This window comes from Terrabacter sp. MAHUQ-38 (assembly GCF_014518425.1).
GTDB lineage: Bacteria > Actinomycetota > Actinomycetes > Actinomycetales > Dermatophilaceae > Terrabacter.
This window is the reverse complement of the sequence record NZ_JACVCU010000002.1, coordinates 263,385-278,992: the sequence shown is the minus strand read 5'-3', so window position 1 is coordinate 278,992 and position 15,608 is coordinate 263,385. Positions and strand designations below refer to the sequence as shown.

The window sequence follows — 15,608 nt, the reverse complement described above, 5'->3', positions numbered from 1 at the left end:
AGCCGGGGTGGCCGTCGGCCGGGGTCCACACCACGAGCCTGCCCCCAGTGGGGGTCGGCGCGCCAGTCGTGCGGGCGATGGTCATGCGCGATGGGCCTCGACGAGGGTGCGGGCCGCCTCGAGGTCGTCGGGCGTCTTCACGGCGAGGGTCTCGACGCCGGGCATCGCGCGCTTGGCGAGTCCGACGAGGGTGCCGGCCGGAGCGAGCTCGAGCAGGCCGGTGACGCCGAGCGCGAGCATCGTCTCCATGCACTGGTCCCAGCGCACCGGGTTGCTGACCTGGCGCACGAGCCGGTCGAGCGCGTCGGGTCCGTCGTCCACCGTGGCGCCGTCGGCGTTGGACAGCAGCCGGACCGTGGGCGCGGCCGGCGTCACGTCGGCCGCCGCGGCGGCGAGGGCCTCGACCGCGGGGGCCATGTGGTGGGTGTGGAACGCGCCCGCGACCTGGAGCGGGATGACCCGGGCCTTCGTCGGCGGGGCGTCACGCAGGGCGGCCACCTGCTCGAGCGTCCCCGCGGCGACGACCTGTCCGGCGCCGTTGATGTTGGCGGGGGTCAGGCCGTGCTTCTCGAGCGTCGCGAGCACCTCGTCGGGATCGCCGCCGAGCACGGCGGCCATGCCGGTCGGGGTGACGGCGCTGGCCTGGGCCATGGCGCGTCCGCGCGTCGCGACGAGGGAGATCGCCTGCTCGTCGGTGACGACGCCGGCGAGGGCCGTCGCGGTCAGCTCACCGACCGAGTGCCCGGCGACCACGGCGCCCGTGGCCGACAGGTCGTCGGGGGTCGGAAAGAGTGCGGCGGCCGTGACGAGGCCGGCCGCGACGATGAGCGGCTGGGCGACCGCCGTGTCCTTGATCGTGTCGGCGTCGGACTCGGTGCCGTGGACGACGAGGTCGTGGCCGGCGGCCTTGCCCAGCACCGTCAGGTGCTCGCGCACGCCGTCGAGCTCGAGCCACGGGGTGAGGAAGCCTGGGGTCTGGGAGCCCTGTCCAGGGCAGACGATCGCTAGCACGTGCTCAACCTTTCCGGGTTACCGGTGAGGACCTCGCCACCGAATGTCACGAAGTCGACGAGGATAGTTTGGAGGAATCCTCCAAAACGGAGGGTTCGGTCGGGCCGGGCTGGCCGTGGCCCCGGCGTGTCGGGTCGGCGACCGACGACGTCACGGTCGGCATACCCACTGGGCCGGTGGGGGTCGAGGTGGCCGACAGCCGCCCCAGCGCCAGCGCGATGCGCACCGCCCAGGCCTCGCGCGGCGTGGACAGGTCGTAGCCGGTGACGTCGGAGATGCGCCCTAGGCGGTAGCGCACCGTGTTGGGATGCACGAAGAGTGCCCGCGCCGATGCCTCGAGCGAGCCGCCGCTCTCGAGATAGGCCGTCGCCGTGTCGAGGAGGGGAGCGTGGCCCGACCCAGCGAGGGGCCGGTGGATGCGGTCGACGAGGATGCGCCGGGCGGGCGCGTCGCCGGCCAGGGCGCGTTCCGGCAGCACCGCGTCGGACTCGAGCACCCGGGGGGCGTCCGGCCACGCGGCCGCGGCGGACAGGCCGCTGAGTGCGGCCCTTGCTGAGCGCCCCGCGGCGAAAAGATGCGGGACGGTCGGGCCGACGACCACGTGACCTGGACCGAAGCAGTCGGCGACCTGTTCGACGACGCCGGTCGCGTCCCGGGTGCCGCCGAGGATCGCGATGAGGCGCGAACGCTGCACGATGGCGAGCGCCTCGACGTGGTGCTGGCGGACCGACCGGCGCAGGTCGTCGACGGCGGGCACGGCACCGCCTTGCGCGGTGGGCGTGCTGCCGACGACGAAGGTCACGTCGGCGACGTCGCCCCAGCCGAGCGCGCTGGCCCGCGACTGCATCGAGTCGTCCGCCTCGCCACGGAGCACGGCGTCCACGACGAGGGCTTCGAGCCGGGCGTCCCACGCTCCACGCGCCTCGGCCGCGCCGGCATACACCTCGGCCGCCGCGAACGCGATCTCGCGCGAGAAGCGCAGCACGGACTCGCGAAGCAGCTGCTCGTCACCCGGCCCGGCGAGGCTTTCGACGCGCGACTCGACGACGTCGACGACGGTCCGCACGAGGTCGAGGGTCTGGCGCAGGCTCACCGAGCGGGTCAGCTCCTGCGGCGCGTTGGCGAAGATCGAGATCGCCGACGGCGCGTGGCTCTCCTCCTGGTGGAACCAGGCGATGAACTGCGAGATGCCGGCCTGCGCGACGAGCCCGACCTGCGAACGCTCCTCGGCCGAGAGCTCGCGATACCACCGCAGATGCTCCTCCATCCGGCGCGACGCGAGGGTCGCGAGGTCGCCCGCGCTGCGCTCGACGGCGCGCGAGGTCTCCTCGCTCGGGTGCTGCCGCGACCGCGTGCTCACGTGGCCAGCCTAGGCGCCCCCCGCCCACTGCTTTGTATGCCGTTCACAAACGGGCGTGACGGCGCCACCCTCAGGCGGCGCCCGGGTCTCGTCAGTGGGCCGTCAGCACGGAGGTGTGCCCGGCATACGTCCTCGGTCCGTCGAAGAACGGCAGGGTCTCGGCGAGGTGTGGTGCGAAGCTCGCGAGGTACGCCTGGGCGGCCGCGTGGTCCGGGAAGCCGGCCCGCGTCTCGACGTCGCGCTGAGCGACGTGCTCGAAGTGCCGGCCGAGCACCTCGGCAGCGTTCTCCGAGGTGAACTGCGTGACGAGCGGTTCACCACCCGCTTCGCGCAACAGCTCGGACAGGTGCTGCTCGCCGTTCGTCGCGACGTGCAGGGTGCCGCCGTCGCGCAGCACCCGACGCAGCTCGCGGAGCGTGCCGTCGAGGTCAGGCACGTGGTAGAGCATCCACGCGGCGACCGCGGCGTCGAACGTGTCGTCGCCGAACGGCAGCACGTCGGCCGACGCGATCTCGGCGGTGATCCCGAGCTCCCGAGTCGCGTCGACCATCGCCGGGGAGAGGTCAGTGGCGACGTACTCGATGCCCGGGGCCTCGTCGAGGACCGAGCGGGCGAACTGCCCGGTGCCGCATCCGATCTCGACGAGCCGGGTCGGCTGCGCCGCCACCACGGTCGTCCGCAGGACGTCGACAGGCGAGACGCCGGCTGGTCCCGGACCCCACACCTCGCGGCGCGTGCGCAGGTTGTCGGTCGACGCGTACTGCTCGGCGACCCGAGCGTGCTCGGTGAGGTGGCTGCTCTGGTCCATGACCGGCAACCCTAGCCACGTCGCAGCGCGAATGCCGCGTCGAAGCGGCCGTCGTTCAGTCGGTGCCGAACTCCATGGCGGCGCGGTCGAGCGCGTCGTCCTGCTCGTCGATCTCGACGGCCGCGGGGTTGGCCGAGATGGCCGCCGCCCCACCGGGGGAGAGCTGGCCGACGAGCTCGGTGGCGTGGCTGCCGAGGAGGCCCTGGGCGGCATACAGCTCGAGCTTGGCGCGCGAGTCGGCGATGTCGAGGTTGCGCATGGTCAGCTGGCCGATGCGGTCGACGGGGCCGAACGCGGCGTCCTCGGTGCGCTCCATCGAGAGCTTCTCCGGGTGGTAGCTGAACGCCGGGCCCGTCGTGTTGACGACCGACCAGTCGTCACCACGGCGCAGACGCAGGGTGACCTCACCGGTGACGGCCGAGGCGACCCACCGCTGGAGCGACTCGCGCACCATGAGCGACTGCGGGTCGAGCCAGCGGCCTTCGTAGAGGAGGCGGCCGAGGCGACGACCCTCGGCGTGGTAGTTGGCGATGGTGTCCTCGTTGTGGATCGCGTTGAGCAGCCGCTCGTACGTGAGGTGGAGCAGGGCCATGGCCGGCGCCTCGTAGATGCCGCGCGACTTCGCCTCGATGATGCGGTTCTCGATCTGGTCGCTCATGCCGAGGCCGTGGCGCCCGCCGATGGTGTTGGCTGCGTCGACCAGGGCGACCGCGTCGGCGTACTCCTGCCCGTTGATGGCGACCGGACGGCCGCGCTCCCAGCGCACCGTGACGTCCTCGGTCTCGATCGTGACGGACGGGTCCCAGAACCGGACGCCCATGATGGGCTCGACGACCTCCATGGACTCGTTGAGGAACTCGAGCGTCTTCGCCTCGTGCGTCGCGCCCCAGATGTTCGCGTCCGTGGAGTACGCCTTCTCCGCGGAGGCGCGGTAGGGCAGGTCGCGGGCCGTGAGCCACTCGGACATCTCGTGGCGTCCGCCGAGCTCGGTGACGAAGTCGGCGTCGAGCCACGGCTTGTAGATGCGCAGGCTGGGGTTGGCCAGCAGGCCGTAGCGGTAGAACCGCTCGATGTCGTTGCCCTTGAAGGTCGACCCGTCGCCCCAGATCGAGACGTCGTCCTCCTGCATGGCCCGCACGAGGAGGGTGCCCGTCACGACGCGGCCGAGCGGCGTCGTGTTGAAGTACGTCTTGCCGCCGCTGCGGATGTGGAACGCACCGCACACGATGGCCGACAGGCCCTCCTCGACGAGCGCCGTCTTGCAGTCGACGAGGCGGCTGATCTCGGCGCCGTACTGGCCCGCGCGGCCGGGGACGGAGTCGATGTCGGGCTCGTCGTACTGCCCGAGGTCGGCCGTGTACGTGCACGGCACCGCGCCCTTCTCACGCATCCAGGCAACAGCCACGGAGGTGTCGAGGCCGCCGGAGAAGGCGATCCCGACTCGTTCACCGACAGGGAGGGAGGTCAGTACCTTGGACACGGATGCAAGTATATGCACAGCCGCGCATACCTATCCAACCGGCCCGCCCTGCCCTCGGCGTATGCCGTGCCGCCCCCTCGACGTGCCGCGCTTCGGCCCGCCGCCTGTAGGGGGAACGACAGCCGCGCGGGTGCAAGTGCGGCCCGTGCACCGTCTTGTCGCGCGTGCGCCCGGTGCCGCTTCGGCGGCCGATCCACATCCCCTCGGTGGGGCGACCTCGTTGCCCACAGCTCGCGGGTCAGGGGCAGACATGACCCCACGCCCGGCCGACGGTGTGCACATGAACCTGGACCTCCTAGGACCCGACGGCATCTTCTCTTCGGCCGACGCCGCACGTCAGGGCCTCGACCGGCATGCCCTGCGGCGCCTCTGCACGACCGGGCGACTGGTCCGGCTCAGCCGCGGCTGGTACGCCGTGGTGGAGGGGGACCCACCGCTGGGAGAGGAGCGCCACCGGCTCACGAGTCTCGCACTGGGACGCCAGTTCCGAGCTCGGGCGGTGATCAGCCACCACTCGCTGCTCATTTGCCGCCGCATCCCGACGTTCCGAGCGGACCTCACGGCCGTCCACCTGACCTCAGCCGTCGACGAGACCATCGCCGGTGAGTCGGGCCCGGTCCGTCGGCGCAGCGTGACCGTGCGGCGCCCTGGAGTCGTCATCCATCGGTCGGTCGGCGGTCTCCGCCTGGCCACGCCACGTCCTCACGACCTGAGGCCCGCCGCGATGCCGGTACCGCTCGCCATCGTCCAGGCTGGGCTCCTCGGTGGTGCGGAGAGCGCACTCGTGCCTGCGGACTCGGCGCTGCGGTCCGCGCTCACGACGCCCGAGGAGCTGGTGCGCGCCGTGGCCGACTTCCGGACGCACACCGGTATCGGTCCCGTCCGGTGCGCCCTGGCTCATGCGGACGGACGACACGAGTCACCCGGTGAGACGCGGACCGCTTACCTGCTGCGGGCACTCGGCTTCGAGCCCGAGCCGCAGGTGGAGATCGTCGCGGACGGCCGACTCTTCCGCGTCGACTTCCGGATCGCTCGCACGCGAGTCGTCGTGGAGTTCGACGGCGCCGTGAAGTACGCCGACGGCCGGCCCGAGGTCCTGTTCGACGAGAAGCGCCGGGAGGACGCCCTGCGCCGCGAGGGCTGGATCGTCGTGCGGCTCGTCTGGGCCGACCTGGACCACCCACAGCGGGTCCGTGCTCGGGTGCTCGACGCACTGTCACGGGCGGCGTGATGTCGCACGAGCTGCGCTTCGTGTCACGCGCGGCGGGGCGCGGCGCGGGTCGTGGGCCGAAGTGCAGTCCGTGCGACGCGCGAGTGGGGGCGGCGGCGGGGACGGCGCTGGGCCCGGGCCTCCGAGGAGAACCGGGCCCAGCGGCACACGTCAACGGGTGGCGTCAGCTCTCGCCGCCGGCGTTGCCGGACGTACCGGCGGTGACGTCGTCGAGCTGGTACTTCTCCGCCGCGCGGCGCGGCACGTCGGCGTCGACCTTGCCGTCCTTGGCGAGTTGCTGCAGCGTCCGCACCGCGACCGAGGGGCCGTCGATGTGGAAGAAGCGACGTGCGGCCGGGCGGGTGTCGGAGAAGCCGAAGCCGTCGGCGCCGAGCGAGGCGAACGTGCCCGGGACCCACTGCTGGATCTGGTCCTGGACGGCGCGCATGTAGTCGGACACCGCAATGACCGGGCCCTGCGTGCCCTCGAGGCACTGGGTGACCCACGGGACCCGCTTCTCGGCGTCGGGGGAGAGGAACTCCTGCTCGTCGGCGGCGAGGCCGTCGCGCCTCAGCTCGTTCCACGAGGTCACCGACCACACGTCGGCGGCCACGCCCCAGTCGTCTGCGAGCAGTTGCTGCGCCTCGAGCGCCCACGGCACACCGACACCCGAGCCGAGGATCTGCGCCCGCGGCGGCTCGTGAGTCCAGCCCTCGGTGTCGGCCTCGGAGATGCGGTGCATGCCGCGCAGGATGCCCTCGACGTCGACGCCCTCGGGCTCCTTCGGCTGCTGGATCGGCTCGTTGTAGACCGTGAGGTAGTAGATGACGTTGGACTCCTCGGGCGTGTTGCCCTCGCCGTACATCCGCCGGAGGCCGTCCTGCATGATGTGGGCGATCTCGTAGCCGTACGCCGGGTCGTAGTGCACGACCGCGGGGTTCGTCGCCGCGAGGAGCGGGCTGTGACCGTCGGCGTGCTGCAGGCCCTCACCGGTCAGCGTCGTGCGCCCGGCCGTGGCGCCGATGAGGAAGCCCCGCGACATCTGGTCGGCGGCTGCCCAGATCGAGTCACCCGTGCGCTGGAACCCGAACATCGAGTAGAAGACGTAGATCGGGATCATCGGCTGGCCGTGCGTCGCGTACGACGTGCCGGCCGCCGTGAACGCGGCGAGCGAGCCCGCCTCGTTGATGCCGAGGTGCAGGATCTGGCCGCTGGAGTTCTCGCGGTAGGCGAGCATGAGCTCGGCGTCGACCGGCGTGTAGTTCTGCCCGTTGGGGTTGTAGATCTTGATCGTCGGGAAGAACGCGTCCATACCGAACGTGCGCGCCTCGTCGGGGATGATCGGCACGATGCGCGGGCCGAACTCCTTGTCGCGCAACAGGTCCTTGAGCAGGCGGACGAACGCCATCGTGGTGGCGACCTCCTGCTTGCCCGAGCCCTTCTTCACCTGGGTGTACGCCTCGTCGCCGGGCAGCTTGACCGGTTCGAACTGCACACGGCGGCTCGGCAGCGTGCCACCGAGCTTCTGGCGACGGTCGACGGAGTACTTGATGACCTCGCTGTCGCGGCCCGGGTGGTAGTACGGCGGCTGGTACGGGTTGGCCTCGAGCTGCTCGTCGCTGATCGGGATGCGGAGGCTGTCGCGGAAGGCCTTGAGGTCGTCCAGCGTCATCTTCTTCATCTGGTGCGTGGCGTTGCGGCCGGCGAAGTGCGAGCCGAGGCCGTAGCCCTTGATCGTCTTCGCGAGGATGACGGTCGGCTGGCCGGTGTGGGCTCGCGCTGCCTGGTAGGCCGCAAACACCTTGCGGTAGTCGTGGCCACCGCGCTTGAGGTCCCACCAGATCTGGTCGTCGGTCCAGCCCTCGACCATCTTGGCCGTGCGCGCGTCGCGCCCGAAGAAGTGGTCGCGGACGTACTTGCCGTCGTTGGCGCGGAAGGTCTGGTAGTCGCCGTCGCTCGTCTGGTTCATGATGTGCACGAGCGCACCGTCGCGGTCGGCGGCGAGCAGCGGGTCCCAGCCGCGGCCCCAGACGACCTTGATGACGTTCCAGCCGGCGCCACGGAAGAACGCCTCGAGCTCCTGGATGATCTTGCCGTTGCCGCGCACCGGGCCGTCGAGCCGCTGCAGGTTGCAGTTGATGACGAAGTTGAGGTTGTCGAGCTCCTCGTTGGCCGCGAGCTGCAGCAGGCCGCGCGACTCGGGCTCGTCCATCTCGCCGTCGCCGAGGAAGGCCCACACGTCCTGCTGGCTGGTGTCCTTGATGCCGCGGTTGTGGAGGTACTTGTTGAACTGCGCCTGGTAGATCGCGTTCATCGGGCCGATGCCCATCGACACCGTCGGGAACTCCCAGTAGTCCGGGAGCAGCCGCGGGTGCGGGTAGGACGGGACGGCCTTGACCAAGCCGTCGACGAGGTGGCTCTTCTCCTGCCGGAAGCCGTCGAGGTCGGCCTCGGTGAGGTGGCCCTCGAGGAAGCTGCGGGCGTACATGCCGGGCGAGGCGTGGCCCTGGAAGTAGATCTGGTCGCCGCCGCCGGGGTGGTCCTTGCCGCGGAAGAAGTGGTTCATGCCCACCTCGTAGAGCGTCGCGGCCGACGCGTACGTCGAGATGTGCCCGCCGACGCCGATGCCGGGGCGCTGCGCGCGGTGCACCATGATCGCGGCGTTCCAGCGGATGTAGCGGCGCATCTCGCGCTCGACGTCCTCGTCGCCGGGGAACCACGGCTCGCGCTCGGGCGGGATGGTGTTGATGTAGTCGGTCGCCGTCAGGGACGGGACGCCGACCTGCTGCTGGCGCGCTCGCTCGATGAGCTTGAGCATGATGTAGCGCGCCCGCGTCCGGCCCTTCTCGTCGAGGACGGCGTCGAGGGAGTCGATCCACTCCTGCGTCTCGTCCGGGTCGATGTCCGGGAGCTGACTGGGGATGCCGTTGAGGATCGGTCCGGCCTCGGAAGCCACGTCGTGGGTCCTTTCTCGTCGCTTCGCCGCGCGCGTGACCGGTCGGCCACGCCGCTGCTCCCAACCATCCTCTACCAAACCGTGGTGGTGGTCACACTCGGGTCCAGCACCGGGACGGGCCGCCATGTCGTATGCCGTCCGGCCCCGCCGGGCACGTCCCGCGCGTAGTGCGCGCATGGGACCGGGAATGCGCGGTAGCGTCGGAGCCTGTGCACTGAGGTCGTGGCGCCGACGCCACGACGAAGGCCCGAGACGGGTACGGGTGCCGCAGACGAGCATGAGGCCGCACGGCCATGACCGAGAGGACCGGTGACAGTGAGCGAGACCGCGGGAGCGGCGTCCTTCAGCAAGCTCGGATTTGCCCAGGGGCAGATCATCCAGGAGTTCGGCTATGACGACGACGTCGACGACGACCTGCGGTTCGAGCTCGAGGACGTCATCGGATCCGAGCTCGAGGACGAGGACTTCAACGACGGCGCCGACGGGGTGGTGCTCTGGTACCGCGACGGTGACGACGACCTCGTCGACATGCTGGTCGACGGCCTGACCAAGCTCTTCGACAAGGGCTTCATCGTCCTTTTCACGCCGAAGGCCGGCCGCCCCGGCCACGTCGACGCGAGCGACGTCGAGGAAGCCGCGTCGACCGCCGGACTGGTCACGGGCGGCCAGGTCAACGTCGCGCGGGAATGGGCGGCCACCCGCCTGATGCCGCCGAAAGGACCGCGCCGCTGAGCCATGCCGGCTGGTGACACACTGGCCGTCATGACGAACGCCCACCAGGCCGAGCAGTCGGCTCAGGCCTCCACGCCCCTGGGAGTCGGCGACCTGGCACCTGACTTCACCCTCGTCGACCAGTACGGCGTCGACGTCAGCCTGAGCTCGGTCCGCGACGTCAAGAACGCCGCCGTCGTCTTCTACCCGGCCGCGTTCTCCGGCATCTGCCGCGGCGAGCTGCGCGAGATCCGGGACAGCCTCGAGGACTTCCAGGACGACGACATCCAGGTCTTCGCCGTCTCGTGCGACTCGATGTACACGCTGCGGGTGTGGGCCGACGCGGAGGGCCACTTCTTCCCGCTCCTGTCCGACTTCTGGCCGCACGGTGAGGTCGCCCGGCGCTACGGCGTCCTCAACGACGAGGACGGCTTCCCACTGCGCGGGACCTTCCTGCTCGACCCGCACGGGCGCATCGTCTGGACCGAGGTCCGCGGCATCGGGCAGGGCCGCGACTTCACGGCATACCGCGAGGCGCTCGCGGCACTCCGCGCGAGCCAGCGCGATGCCGTAGGCTGACCGCCGCCGCCGGTGACAACGGCCGGCGCGTGAGGGCCTGTAGCTCAGTTGGTAGAGCACCGCGTTTACACCGCGGGTGTCGTCGGTTCGAGCCCGGCCGGGCCCACGTGGACGATCCCGCCCCCGACGTCTCTGCCGACCTGACGCTGCGCGACGTCGTCGCGGCGCTCGAGTCGCTCTACCCCCTCGAGAGCGCCGCCGAGTGGGACCGCGTCGGGCTCGTGGCGGGCGACCTCGACCAGCCGGTACGCCGCATCCTCTTCGCGCTCGACCCGACGCTCGCGGTCATCGACGAGGCGCGGGCGTGGGACGCCGACCTGCTCGTGACGCACCACCCCCTGCTGCTGCGCGCCGTGCACTCCGTCGCCACCACGGGCGCCAAGGGCGCGTCGGTGACGGGGCTCGTGCGAGCAGGCATCGCCCTCTGGGTGGGCCACACGAACGCCGACGTGGCCGATCCCGGGGTCTCGACCGTCCTCGCCGAAGCCCTCGGCCTCGGGAGCCAGCGACCGCTGTGCACCGAGGGTGCGTATGCCGCCGGGCGGGTCGGTGAGCTGGCCGCGCCCATGCGTCTGGCCGAGTTCGCCGAGGTCGTCGCCGCGGCCTTGCCGGCGACGGCGGGCGGCATCCGCGTCAGCGGCGACGCCGACGCGCAGGTTCGCACCGTCGCCGTCATGGGCGGCTCGGGCGACGACCGGTTCGACGACGTGCGGGCGAGCGGGGCCGACGTCTACGTCACGGCCGACCTGCGACACCACCCGGTCCTCGAGGCGCGGGAGGAGGCTCGCGGGGGCCCACCCTTCCTCGTCGACGCGGGGCACTGGGCCACGGAGTCGCTGTGGCTGGGGAGCGGTCGTGAGCGGCTGCTCTCGGCGCTGGAGCAGCACCCCGGAGCGACTAGGGTCGAGGCCAGAGTCTCAGCAATCCGCACCGAGCCGTGGACGTTCGTCGTCGGTGCGAACGCCGCGCGGGCCGACCGCGTGGCACCCGAAACCGGAGGTGTGTCCTGAAAGCCGACCCGTCCCGCCAGTGGCGCCTGCTCGACCTGCAGGCCATAGACACGCGCCTCGACCAGATCGCGCATGCCCGGGCCACGCTGCCGCAGACGCCTGCGGTCGAGGCGGTCCGGCGTGAGCTCGGGGCACTGGAGACGGAGATCGTCAACGCCCGTACCGCGGCGGGAGACGTCCAGCGCGAGCTGACGAAGTCGGACCAGGACGTCCAGCTCGTCCGCGACCGTGCCGCGCGCAACCAGTCCAGGCTCGACGCCGGACAGGGCACGGCGAAGGACCTCCAGGCCCTCCAGCACGAGCTTGCGTCGCTGGCCCGTCGCCAGGCTGAGCTCGAGGACATCGAGATCGAGGTCATGGAGCGCGCCGAGTCGTTGGGCGCCCGCGTCACCGAGCTCGAGTCCCGGCGTGCCGAGCTGGTGCAGCGCCTCGAGACCCTCGAGGCCGAGCGCGACGCCGCGCTCGCCGAGCTCGAGGCCGAGGCCGTGAAGGTCGGCTCCGGCCGGGCCGACATCGTCGCCGGCGTCGGCGAGGACCTCGCCGCGCTCTACGAGAAGATCCGGGCGAGCAGCAGCGGCATGGCGGCGGCCGAGATCCGCCAGCGCCGCTGCGGCGGCTGCCGGCTCGAGCTCAACAACGTCGACCTCGACCGCATCCGCCGCGCGGCACAGGACGAGGTCGTGCGGTGCGAGGAGTGCCGACGCATCATGATCCGCACGGGCGAGTCAGGTCTGTGAGCCCTGTGTCTCGAGCGACGGGCCGCCGGCTCGTCGTCGAGGCCGACGGCGGGTCGCGCGGCAACCCGGGGATCGCCGGCTACGGCGCCCTCGTCCGTGACCCGACGACCGGCCGCGTCCTCGTCGAGCTCGCCGAGCCCCTCGGCACGGCCAGCAACAACGTGGCGGAGTACTCCGGCCTCATCGCCGGGCTCCGTGCCGTCCTCGACATCGACCCCGGGGCGACGGTACGGGTCAAGATGGACTCCAAGCTCGTCGTGGAGCAGATGTCGGGGCGCTGGAAGATCAAGCACGAGGACATGCGCCGCCTCGCTCTCGAGGCTCGTGACCTGTGCGCCGCGATCTCCGAGGCCGGGGGTTCGGTCGACTTCGAGTGGGTCCCGCGCGAGAAGAACAAGGCCGCCGACGCCCTGAGCAACGACGCGATGGACGGCACGTCCGTGCACCGCGTCCTCGTCGACGACACGACGACGAAGGCCGAGCCGGCGGGGTCGGCCGAGTCGGCTTCGGAAGCGGGCTCCCGCTCGGACGTGGCGGCTGCGGCACGACCGCTGCGCCTCCTGCTGGTGCAGGCGCCGCTCGACGACGCTGCAGTCCCGCGCATCGTGACCGCGGTCCGGCGACTCGTCGGCGCGGGCACGACCGTCGTCGGGCCCATCGACGGCATGGGCGCACGCGTCACCTCCGCCCTCGCAGCAGCGCTCGAGAGCGAGGCCACGACGAGTGGCGACTGGCTCGGCGAGGCACCCGGCGAAGGCGCCGACGAGACGGTGCGCACGGCATACCGCGGGCTCGTCGCATCGGGGGGCACCGTGGTCGCGGTGACGAGCCGTCGAGGCGTCCTCTCGGTGCTGACCGACGTGCTCGGCACACCGGTGGAACGCTTCTGGGCGCTCGCGACGGCACCGGGCAGCCTGACCGCGGTCGAGGTCTGGGAGGACGGGTCGGCGTCGGTCGCTTTCACCAATCGGACCGACCATCTCGCCTGACGGACGCTGTGCGATATTCGACGCATGAGCTATGCCGGTGACGTGACCCCCGAGCAGGCCTGGACGGCCCTGCGCGACGAGCCCGGTGCGGTGCTCGTCGATGTGCGCACGAGGGCCGAGTGGGCCTACGTCGGCCTGCCCGACCTCGCGGAGATCGGCAAGGAGGTCGTCCTCGTCGAGTGGCAGACGTTCCCGGAGGGCAGCGTCAACGAGGGTTTCACCGCCGACCTCGAGGCTGCCGGCGTGGCCAAGGATGCGCCGGTGTACTTCATCTGCCGTTCCGGCGTCCGCTCCATCTCTGCCGCCGAGGCCGCTACGCGCGAGGGGTGGGCACGTGCCCACAACGTCAGCGAGGGCTTCGAGGGCCCGCACGACGCGCAGGGCCACCGCGCTGTGTCCGGCTGGAAGGTCGCGGGCCTGCCGTGGGTGCAGGGATGAGCGGCGAGGACATGACGCAGGGCTGGCGGCCCGACACCCTTGCGGTGCGGGGAGGCTTGTCCCGCAGTGGATTCGAGGAGACCGCCGAGGCGCTCTACCTGACCTCCGGCTTCGTCTACGACTCGGCCGAGGACGCAGAGGCGGCCTTCAAGGGCGACACCGACAGGTTCGTCTACTCCCGTTACGGCAACCCGACCGTCACGATGTTCGAGGAGCGGCTGCGTCGGATCGAGGGTGCCGAGGCGTGCTTCGCCACCGGCTCCGGCATGGCGGCCGTCTTCGTCGCCCTCGCGGCTCTGCTCGGTCAGGGCGACCGGGTCGTGTCGTCCCGGGCGCTCTTCGGGTCGTGCTTCGTCATCCTCGACGAGATCCTGCCGCGCTGGGGCGTCGAGACGGTGTTCGTCGACGGCGCCGACCTCGACCAGTGGCGCGAGGCCCTGTCCGAGCCGACGACGGCAGTGTTCTTCGAGACGCCGAGCAACCCGATGCAGGAGCTCGTCGACATCGCGGCCGTGACCGAGCTGGCCCACGCCGCCGGCGCGAAGGTCGTGGTCGACAACGTCTTCGGCACGCCCGTCTTCTCGAAGCCTCTCGACTTCGGCGCCGACATCACCGTGTACTCCGCCACCAAGCACATCGATGGCCAGGGTCGCACGCTCGGCGGCGCGATCCTCGGGCCCAAGGAGTTCATCGACGGCCCGGTCCAGAACCTCATGCGGCACACCGGCCCCTCGATGTCGCCGTTCAACGCGTGGGTCCTCGTCAAGGGTCTCGAGACCATGTCGCTGCGCGTCGAGCGGATGGCTGACAGCGCCCTGGAGGTGGCCCGGTTCCTCGAGTCGCACCCGCGCGTGACGCGCGTCGTGCACCCCTTCCTCGAGTCGCACCCGCAGCACGACCTCGCCAAACGCCAGATGCTCGCCGGCGGCACGGTCGTCACCTTCGAGCTCGACGGTGGCAAGGACGACGCCTTCGCGGTGATGAACGCCCTGCAGGTCATCGACATCTCGAACAACCTCGGCGACTCGAAGTCGCTCATCACGCACCCGGCCACGACGACGCACCGTCGCCTCGCCCCCGAGGCTCGCGCCGCCGTGGGCATCACCGACGGCGTGCTACGGGTGTCGATCGGCCTGGAGGACGTCCGCGACCTCGTCGACGACCTGCGCCGCGCCCTGGGCTGACGGCACGTCCCGGCCGCGACCACCTGGGTGTGCCCACCCGTCAGGTCGTGGCGACGAGGGCAAGGGTCGCCGCGGTCACGACCGTGAGCGCGCACAGTGCGCCGGTGCGCGCGATGTGCGCGACGTCGACGCCGAGGCCCGCCGAGCGGCAGCGCTGCGCCCAGAGGAGCGTCGCGACCGAGCCCCACATCGTGACGACCGGACCCGTGTTGACGCCGATCAGCAGGGCAGCGAGCCGCGCCGGCGAGTCGGCGCCGGTGGGCTCGAGTGCCAGGTAGGCAGGCAGGTTGTTGATGCCGTTGGCGGCCAGTGCGCCGATGCCGCTGACCCGGAACAGGTCGCCGGCCCCCGTGCCATGGCCCATGACGGTGCGCAGCCATGCCTCCAGCCCCAGGCGCAGAGCCGCGTCGATGACGAGGAACAGCACGCAGATGCCCATGACGGTCAGCCACGGCATCCGGATGCGGCGGAGCAGCACGGGTGCCCGCCAGTAGGTCGCCGCCAGGAGGATGACAGCGGCCGGTGCAGCCGCCAGAGCCGGCTGCACACCGATGACGAATGCCGGAGCCAGGAGCGCGCACACGCCGCCCGCGATCAGCATGAGCATCCTGTCGTGGGGCTCAGCGAGCGGCGGGGTCCGGAACGTGCGGTCGAGCTGTCGACGGTGGAGCAGCCACAGCACCGCGACGGTCGCGAGGACTGCGACGAGGGCCGGCACCGCCATGAGCTCGATGTAGCCGAGCGTTCCCACGCCCCGGTCCGAGAAGGGATGCAGTGCAAGGAGGTTCGTCAGGTTCGACACCGGCAGCAGGAGCGAGGCGGTGTTGGCCAGCCACAGGGTCGTCATCGCGAAGGGCAGGGCCGGCGCGCCGACCTGACGAGCCACGGTGATCGCGACTGGTGTCAGCAGCACCGCGGTCGTGTCTAGGCTGAGCAGGACGGTGCTCGCAACGGCGAGGAGCACGATGAGCAGCCACAGCACCAGGACCCGGCCCCGCGCCACCCGCGCCGCGTAGTGCGCCGCCACGTCGAAGAGCCCCGCCAGGTCGCAGATCTCGGCCACGAGCGTGATCGCGACGAGGAAGACGAGGATCGGCGCGACGCGCTCGACGAGCTGGGCGAGGTCGAGGAGCAC

General features: G+C 71.3%; 14 protein-coding genes and 1 tRNA gene. 9 read left to right on the top strand and 6 right to left on the bottom strand.

The window, feature by feature from the left end; all coding sequences use genetic code 11:
- Nucleotides 1-81: 81 nt before the first annotated feature.
- The 4 genes from H9I49_RS08240 to argG form a co-directional block, all read right to left on the bottom strand.
- Nucleotides 82-1,011 carry an ACP S-malonyltransferase gene (locus H9I49_RS08240; protein WP_188029875.1) on the bottom strand — a complete coding sequence of 310 codons (930 nt, stop codon included), beginning with the start codon at nucleotides 1,009-1,011 and terminating at the stop codon, nucleotides 82-84.
- A gap of 46 nt (nucleotides 1,012-1,057) precedes the next feature.
- Complete coding sequence (locus tag H9I49_RS08235; RefSeq protein WP_188029874.1) at nucleotides 1,058-2,371, bottom strand: helix-turn-helix domain-containing protein; 1,314 nt, start codon at nucleotides 2,369-2,371, stop codon at nucleotides 1,058-1,060.
- A 91-nt stretch (nucleotides 2,372-2,462) separates the two neighbouring features.
- Entirely contained in the window at nucleotides 2,463-3,179 is a 717-nt protein-coding gene (locus tag H9I49_RS08230; protein ID WP_188029873.1) for a class I SAM-dependent methyltransferase, read from the bottom strand.
- Between the two features lie 55 nt (nucleotides 3,180-3,234).
- Complete coding sequence (gene argG / locus H9I49_RS08225) at nucleotides 3,235-4,659, bottom strand: argininosuccinate synthase (RefSeq protein ID WP_188029872.1); 1,425 nt, start codon at nucleotides 4,657-4,659, stop codon at nucleotides 3,235-3,237.
- A 280-nt stretch (nucleotides 4,660-4,939) separates the two neighbouring features.
- Here argG and H9I49_RS08220 point away from each other — a divergent pair, with 280 nt between their 5' ends.
- Complete coding sequence (locus H9I49_RS08220; protein WP_188029871.1) at nucleotides 4,940-5,890, top strand: type IV toxin-antitoxin system AbiEi family antitoxin domain-containing protein; 951 nt, start codon at nucleotides 4,940-4,942, stop codon at nucleotides 5,888-5,890.
- Nucleotides 5,891-6,053: 163 nt separating this feature from the next.
- Here H9I49_RS08220 and aceE read toward each other — a convergent pair whose 3' ends face one another.
- Nucleotides 6,054-8,825 carry a pyruvate dehydrogenase (acetyl-transferring), homodimeric type gene (gene aceE / locus H9I49_RS08215; protein ID WP_188029870.1) on the bottom strand — a complete coding sequence of 924 codons (2,772 nt, stop codon included), beginning with the start codon at nucleotides 8,823-8,825 and terminating at the stop codon, nucleotides 6,054-6,056.
- Nucleotides 8,826-9,140: 315 nt separating this feature from the next.
- Here aceE and H9I49_RS08210 point away from each other — a divergent pair, with 315 nt between their 5' ends.
- The 8 genes from H9I49_RS08210 (at nucleotide 9,141) to H9I49_RS08175 (ending at nucleotide 14,473) form a co-directional block, all read left to right on the top strand.
- Nucleotides 9,141-9,557: a DUF3052 domain-containing protein gene (locus H9I49_RS08210; protein WP_188029869.1), complete on the top strand. Its 417-nt coding sequence runs from the start codon at nucleotides 9,141-9,143 to the stop codon at nucleotides 9,555-9,557.
- Nucleotides 9,558-9,587: 30 nt separating this feature from the next.
- Entirely contained in the window at nucleotides 9,588-10,115 is a 528-nt protein-coding gene (locus tag H9I49_RS08205) for a peroxiredoxin (protein ID WP_188029868.1), read from the top strand.
- Between the two features lie 33 nt (nucleotides 10,116-10,148).
- A tRNA-Val gene (locus tag H9I49_RS08200) sits at nucleotides 10,149-10,221 on the top strand.
- Nucleotide 10,222: 1 nt separating this feature from the next.
- The gene (locus H9I49_RS08195; protein ID WP_188029867.1) at nucleotides 10,223-11,125 is read left to right on the top strand and encodes a Nif3-like dinuclear metal center hexameric protein; all 903 of its coding nucleotides are present in this window, start codon (nucleotides 10,223-10,225) and stop codon (nucleotides 11,123-11,125) included.
- Nucleotides 11,053-11,862 (top strand): zinc ribbon domain-containing protein, encoded by an 810-nt coding sequence (locus tag H9I49_RS08190; protein WP_370587485.1) that lies wholly within the window; start codon nucleotides 11,053-11,055, stop codon nucleotides 11,860-11,862. The genes H9I49_RS08195 and H9I49_RS08190 overlap by 73 nt, the downstream gene beginning before the upstream one ends.
- Nucleotides 11,859-12,851, top strand: coding sequence for a reverse transcriptase-like protein (locus H9I49_RS08185; protein ID WP_188029866.1), 993 nt, complete (start codon nucleotides 11,859-11,861; stop codon nucleotides 12,849-12,851). Before H9I49_RS08190 ends, H9I49_RS08185 begins: the two co-directional genes overlap by 4 nt.
- Nucleotides 12,852-12,875: 24 nt before the next feature.
- On the top strand, nucleotides 12,876-13,289 hold the full coding sequence (locus H9I49_RS08180; protein ID WP_188029865.1) for a rhodanese-like domain-containing protein: 414 nt from the start codon (nucleotides 12,876-12,878) through the stop codon (nucleotides 13,287-13,289).
- Entirely contained in the window at nucleotides 13,286-14,473 is a 1,188-nt protein-coding gene (locus H9I49_RS08175) for an O-succinylhomoserine sulfhydrylase (RefSeq protein WP_188029864.1), read from the top strand. The genes H9I49_RS08180 and H9I49_RS08175 overlap by 4 nt, the downstream gene beginning before the upstream one ends.
- 40 nt (nucleotides 14,474-14,513) lie before the next feature.
- Here H9I49_RS08175 and H9I49_RS08170 read toward each other — a convergent pair whose 3' ends face one another.
- Nucleotides 14,514-15,608, bottom strand: coding sequence for an SLC13 family permease (locus H9I49_RS08170; protein ID WP_188029863.1), 1,095 nt, complete (start codon nucleotides 15,606-15,608; stop codon nucleotides 14,514-14,516).

Excerpts from the sequence above, each read along its gene's own strand:
- H9I49_RS08175 (WP_188029864.1), top strand. The coding sequence starts at position 13,286 with ATGAGCGGCGAGGACATGACGCAGGGCTGGCGGCCCGACACCCTTGCG.
- H9I49_RS08220 (WP_188029871.1), top strand. The coding sequence starts at position 4,940 with ATGAACCTGGACCTCCTAGGACCCGACGGCATCTTCTCTTCGGCCGAC.
- H9I49_RS08180 (WP_188029865.1), top strand. The coding sequence starts at position 12,876 with ATGAGCTATGCCGGTGACGTGACCCCCGAGCAGGCCTGGACGGCCCTG.
- H9I49_RS08205 (WP_188029868.1), top strand. The coding sequence starts at position 9,588 with ATGACGAACGCCCACCAGGCCGAGCAGTCGGCTCAGGCCTCCACGCCC.
- H9I49_RS08230 (WP_188029873.1), bottom strand. The coding sequence starts at position 3,179 with ATGGACCAGAGCAGCCACCTCACCGAGCACGCTCGGGTCGCCGAGCAG.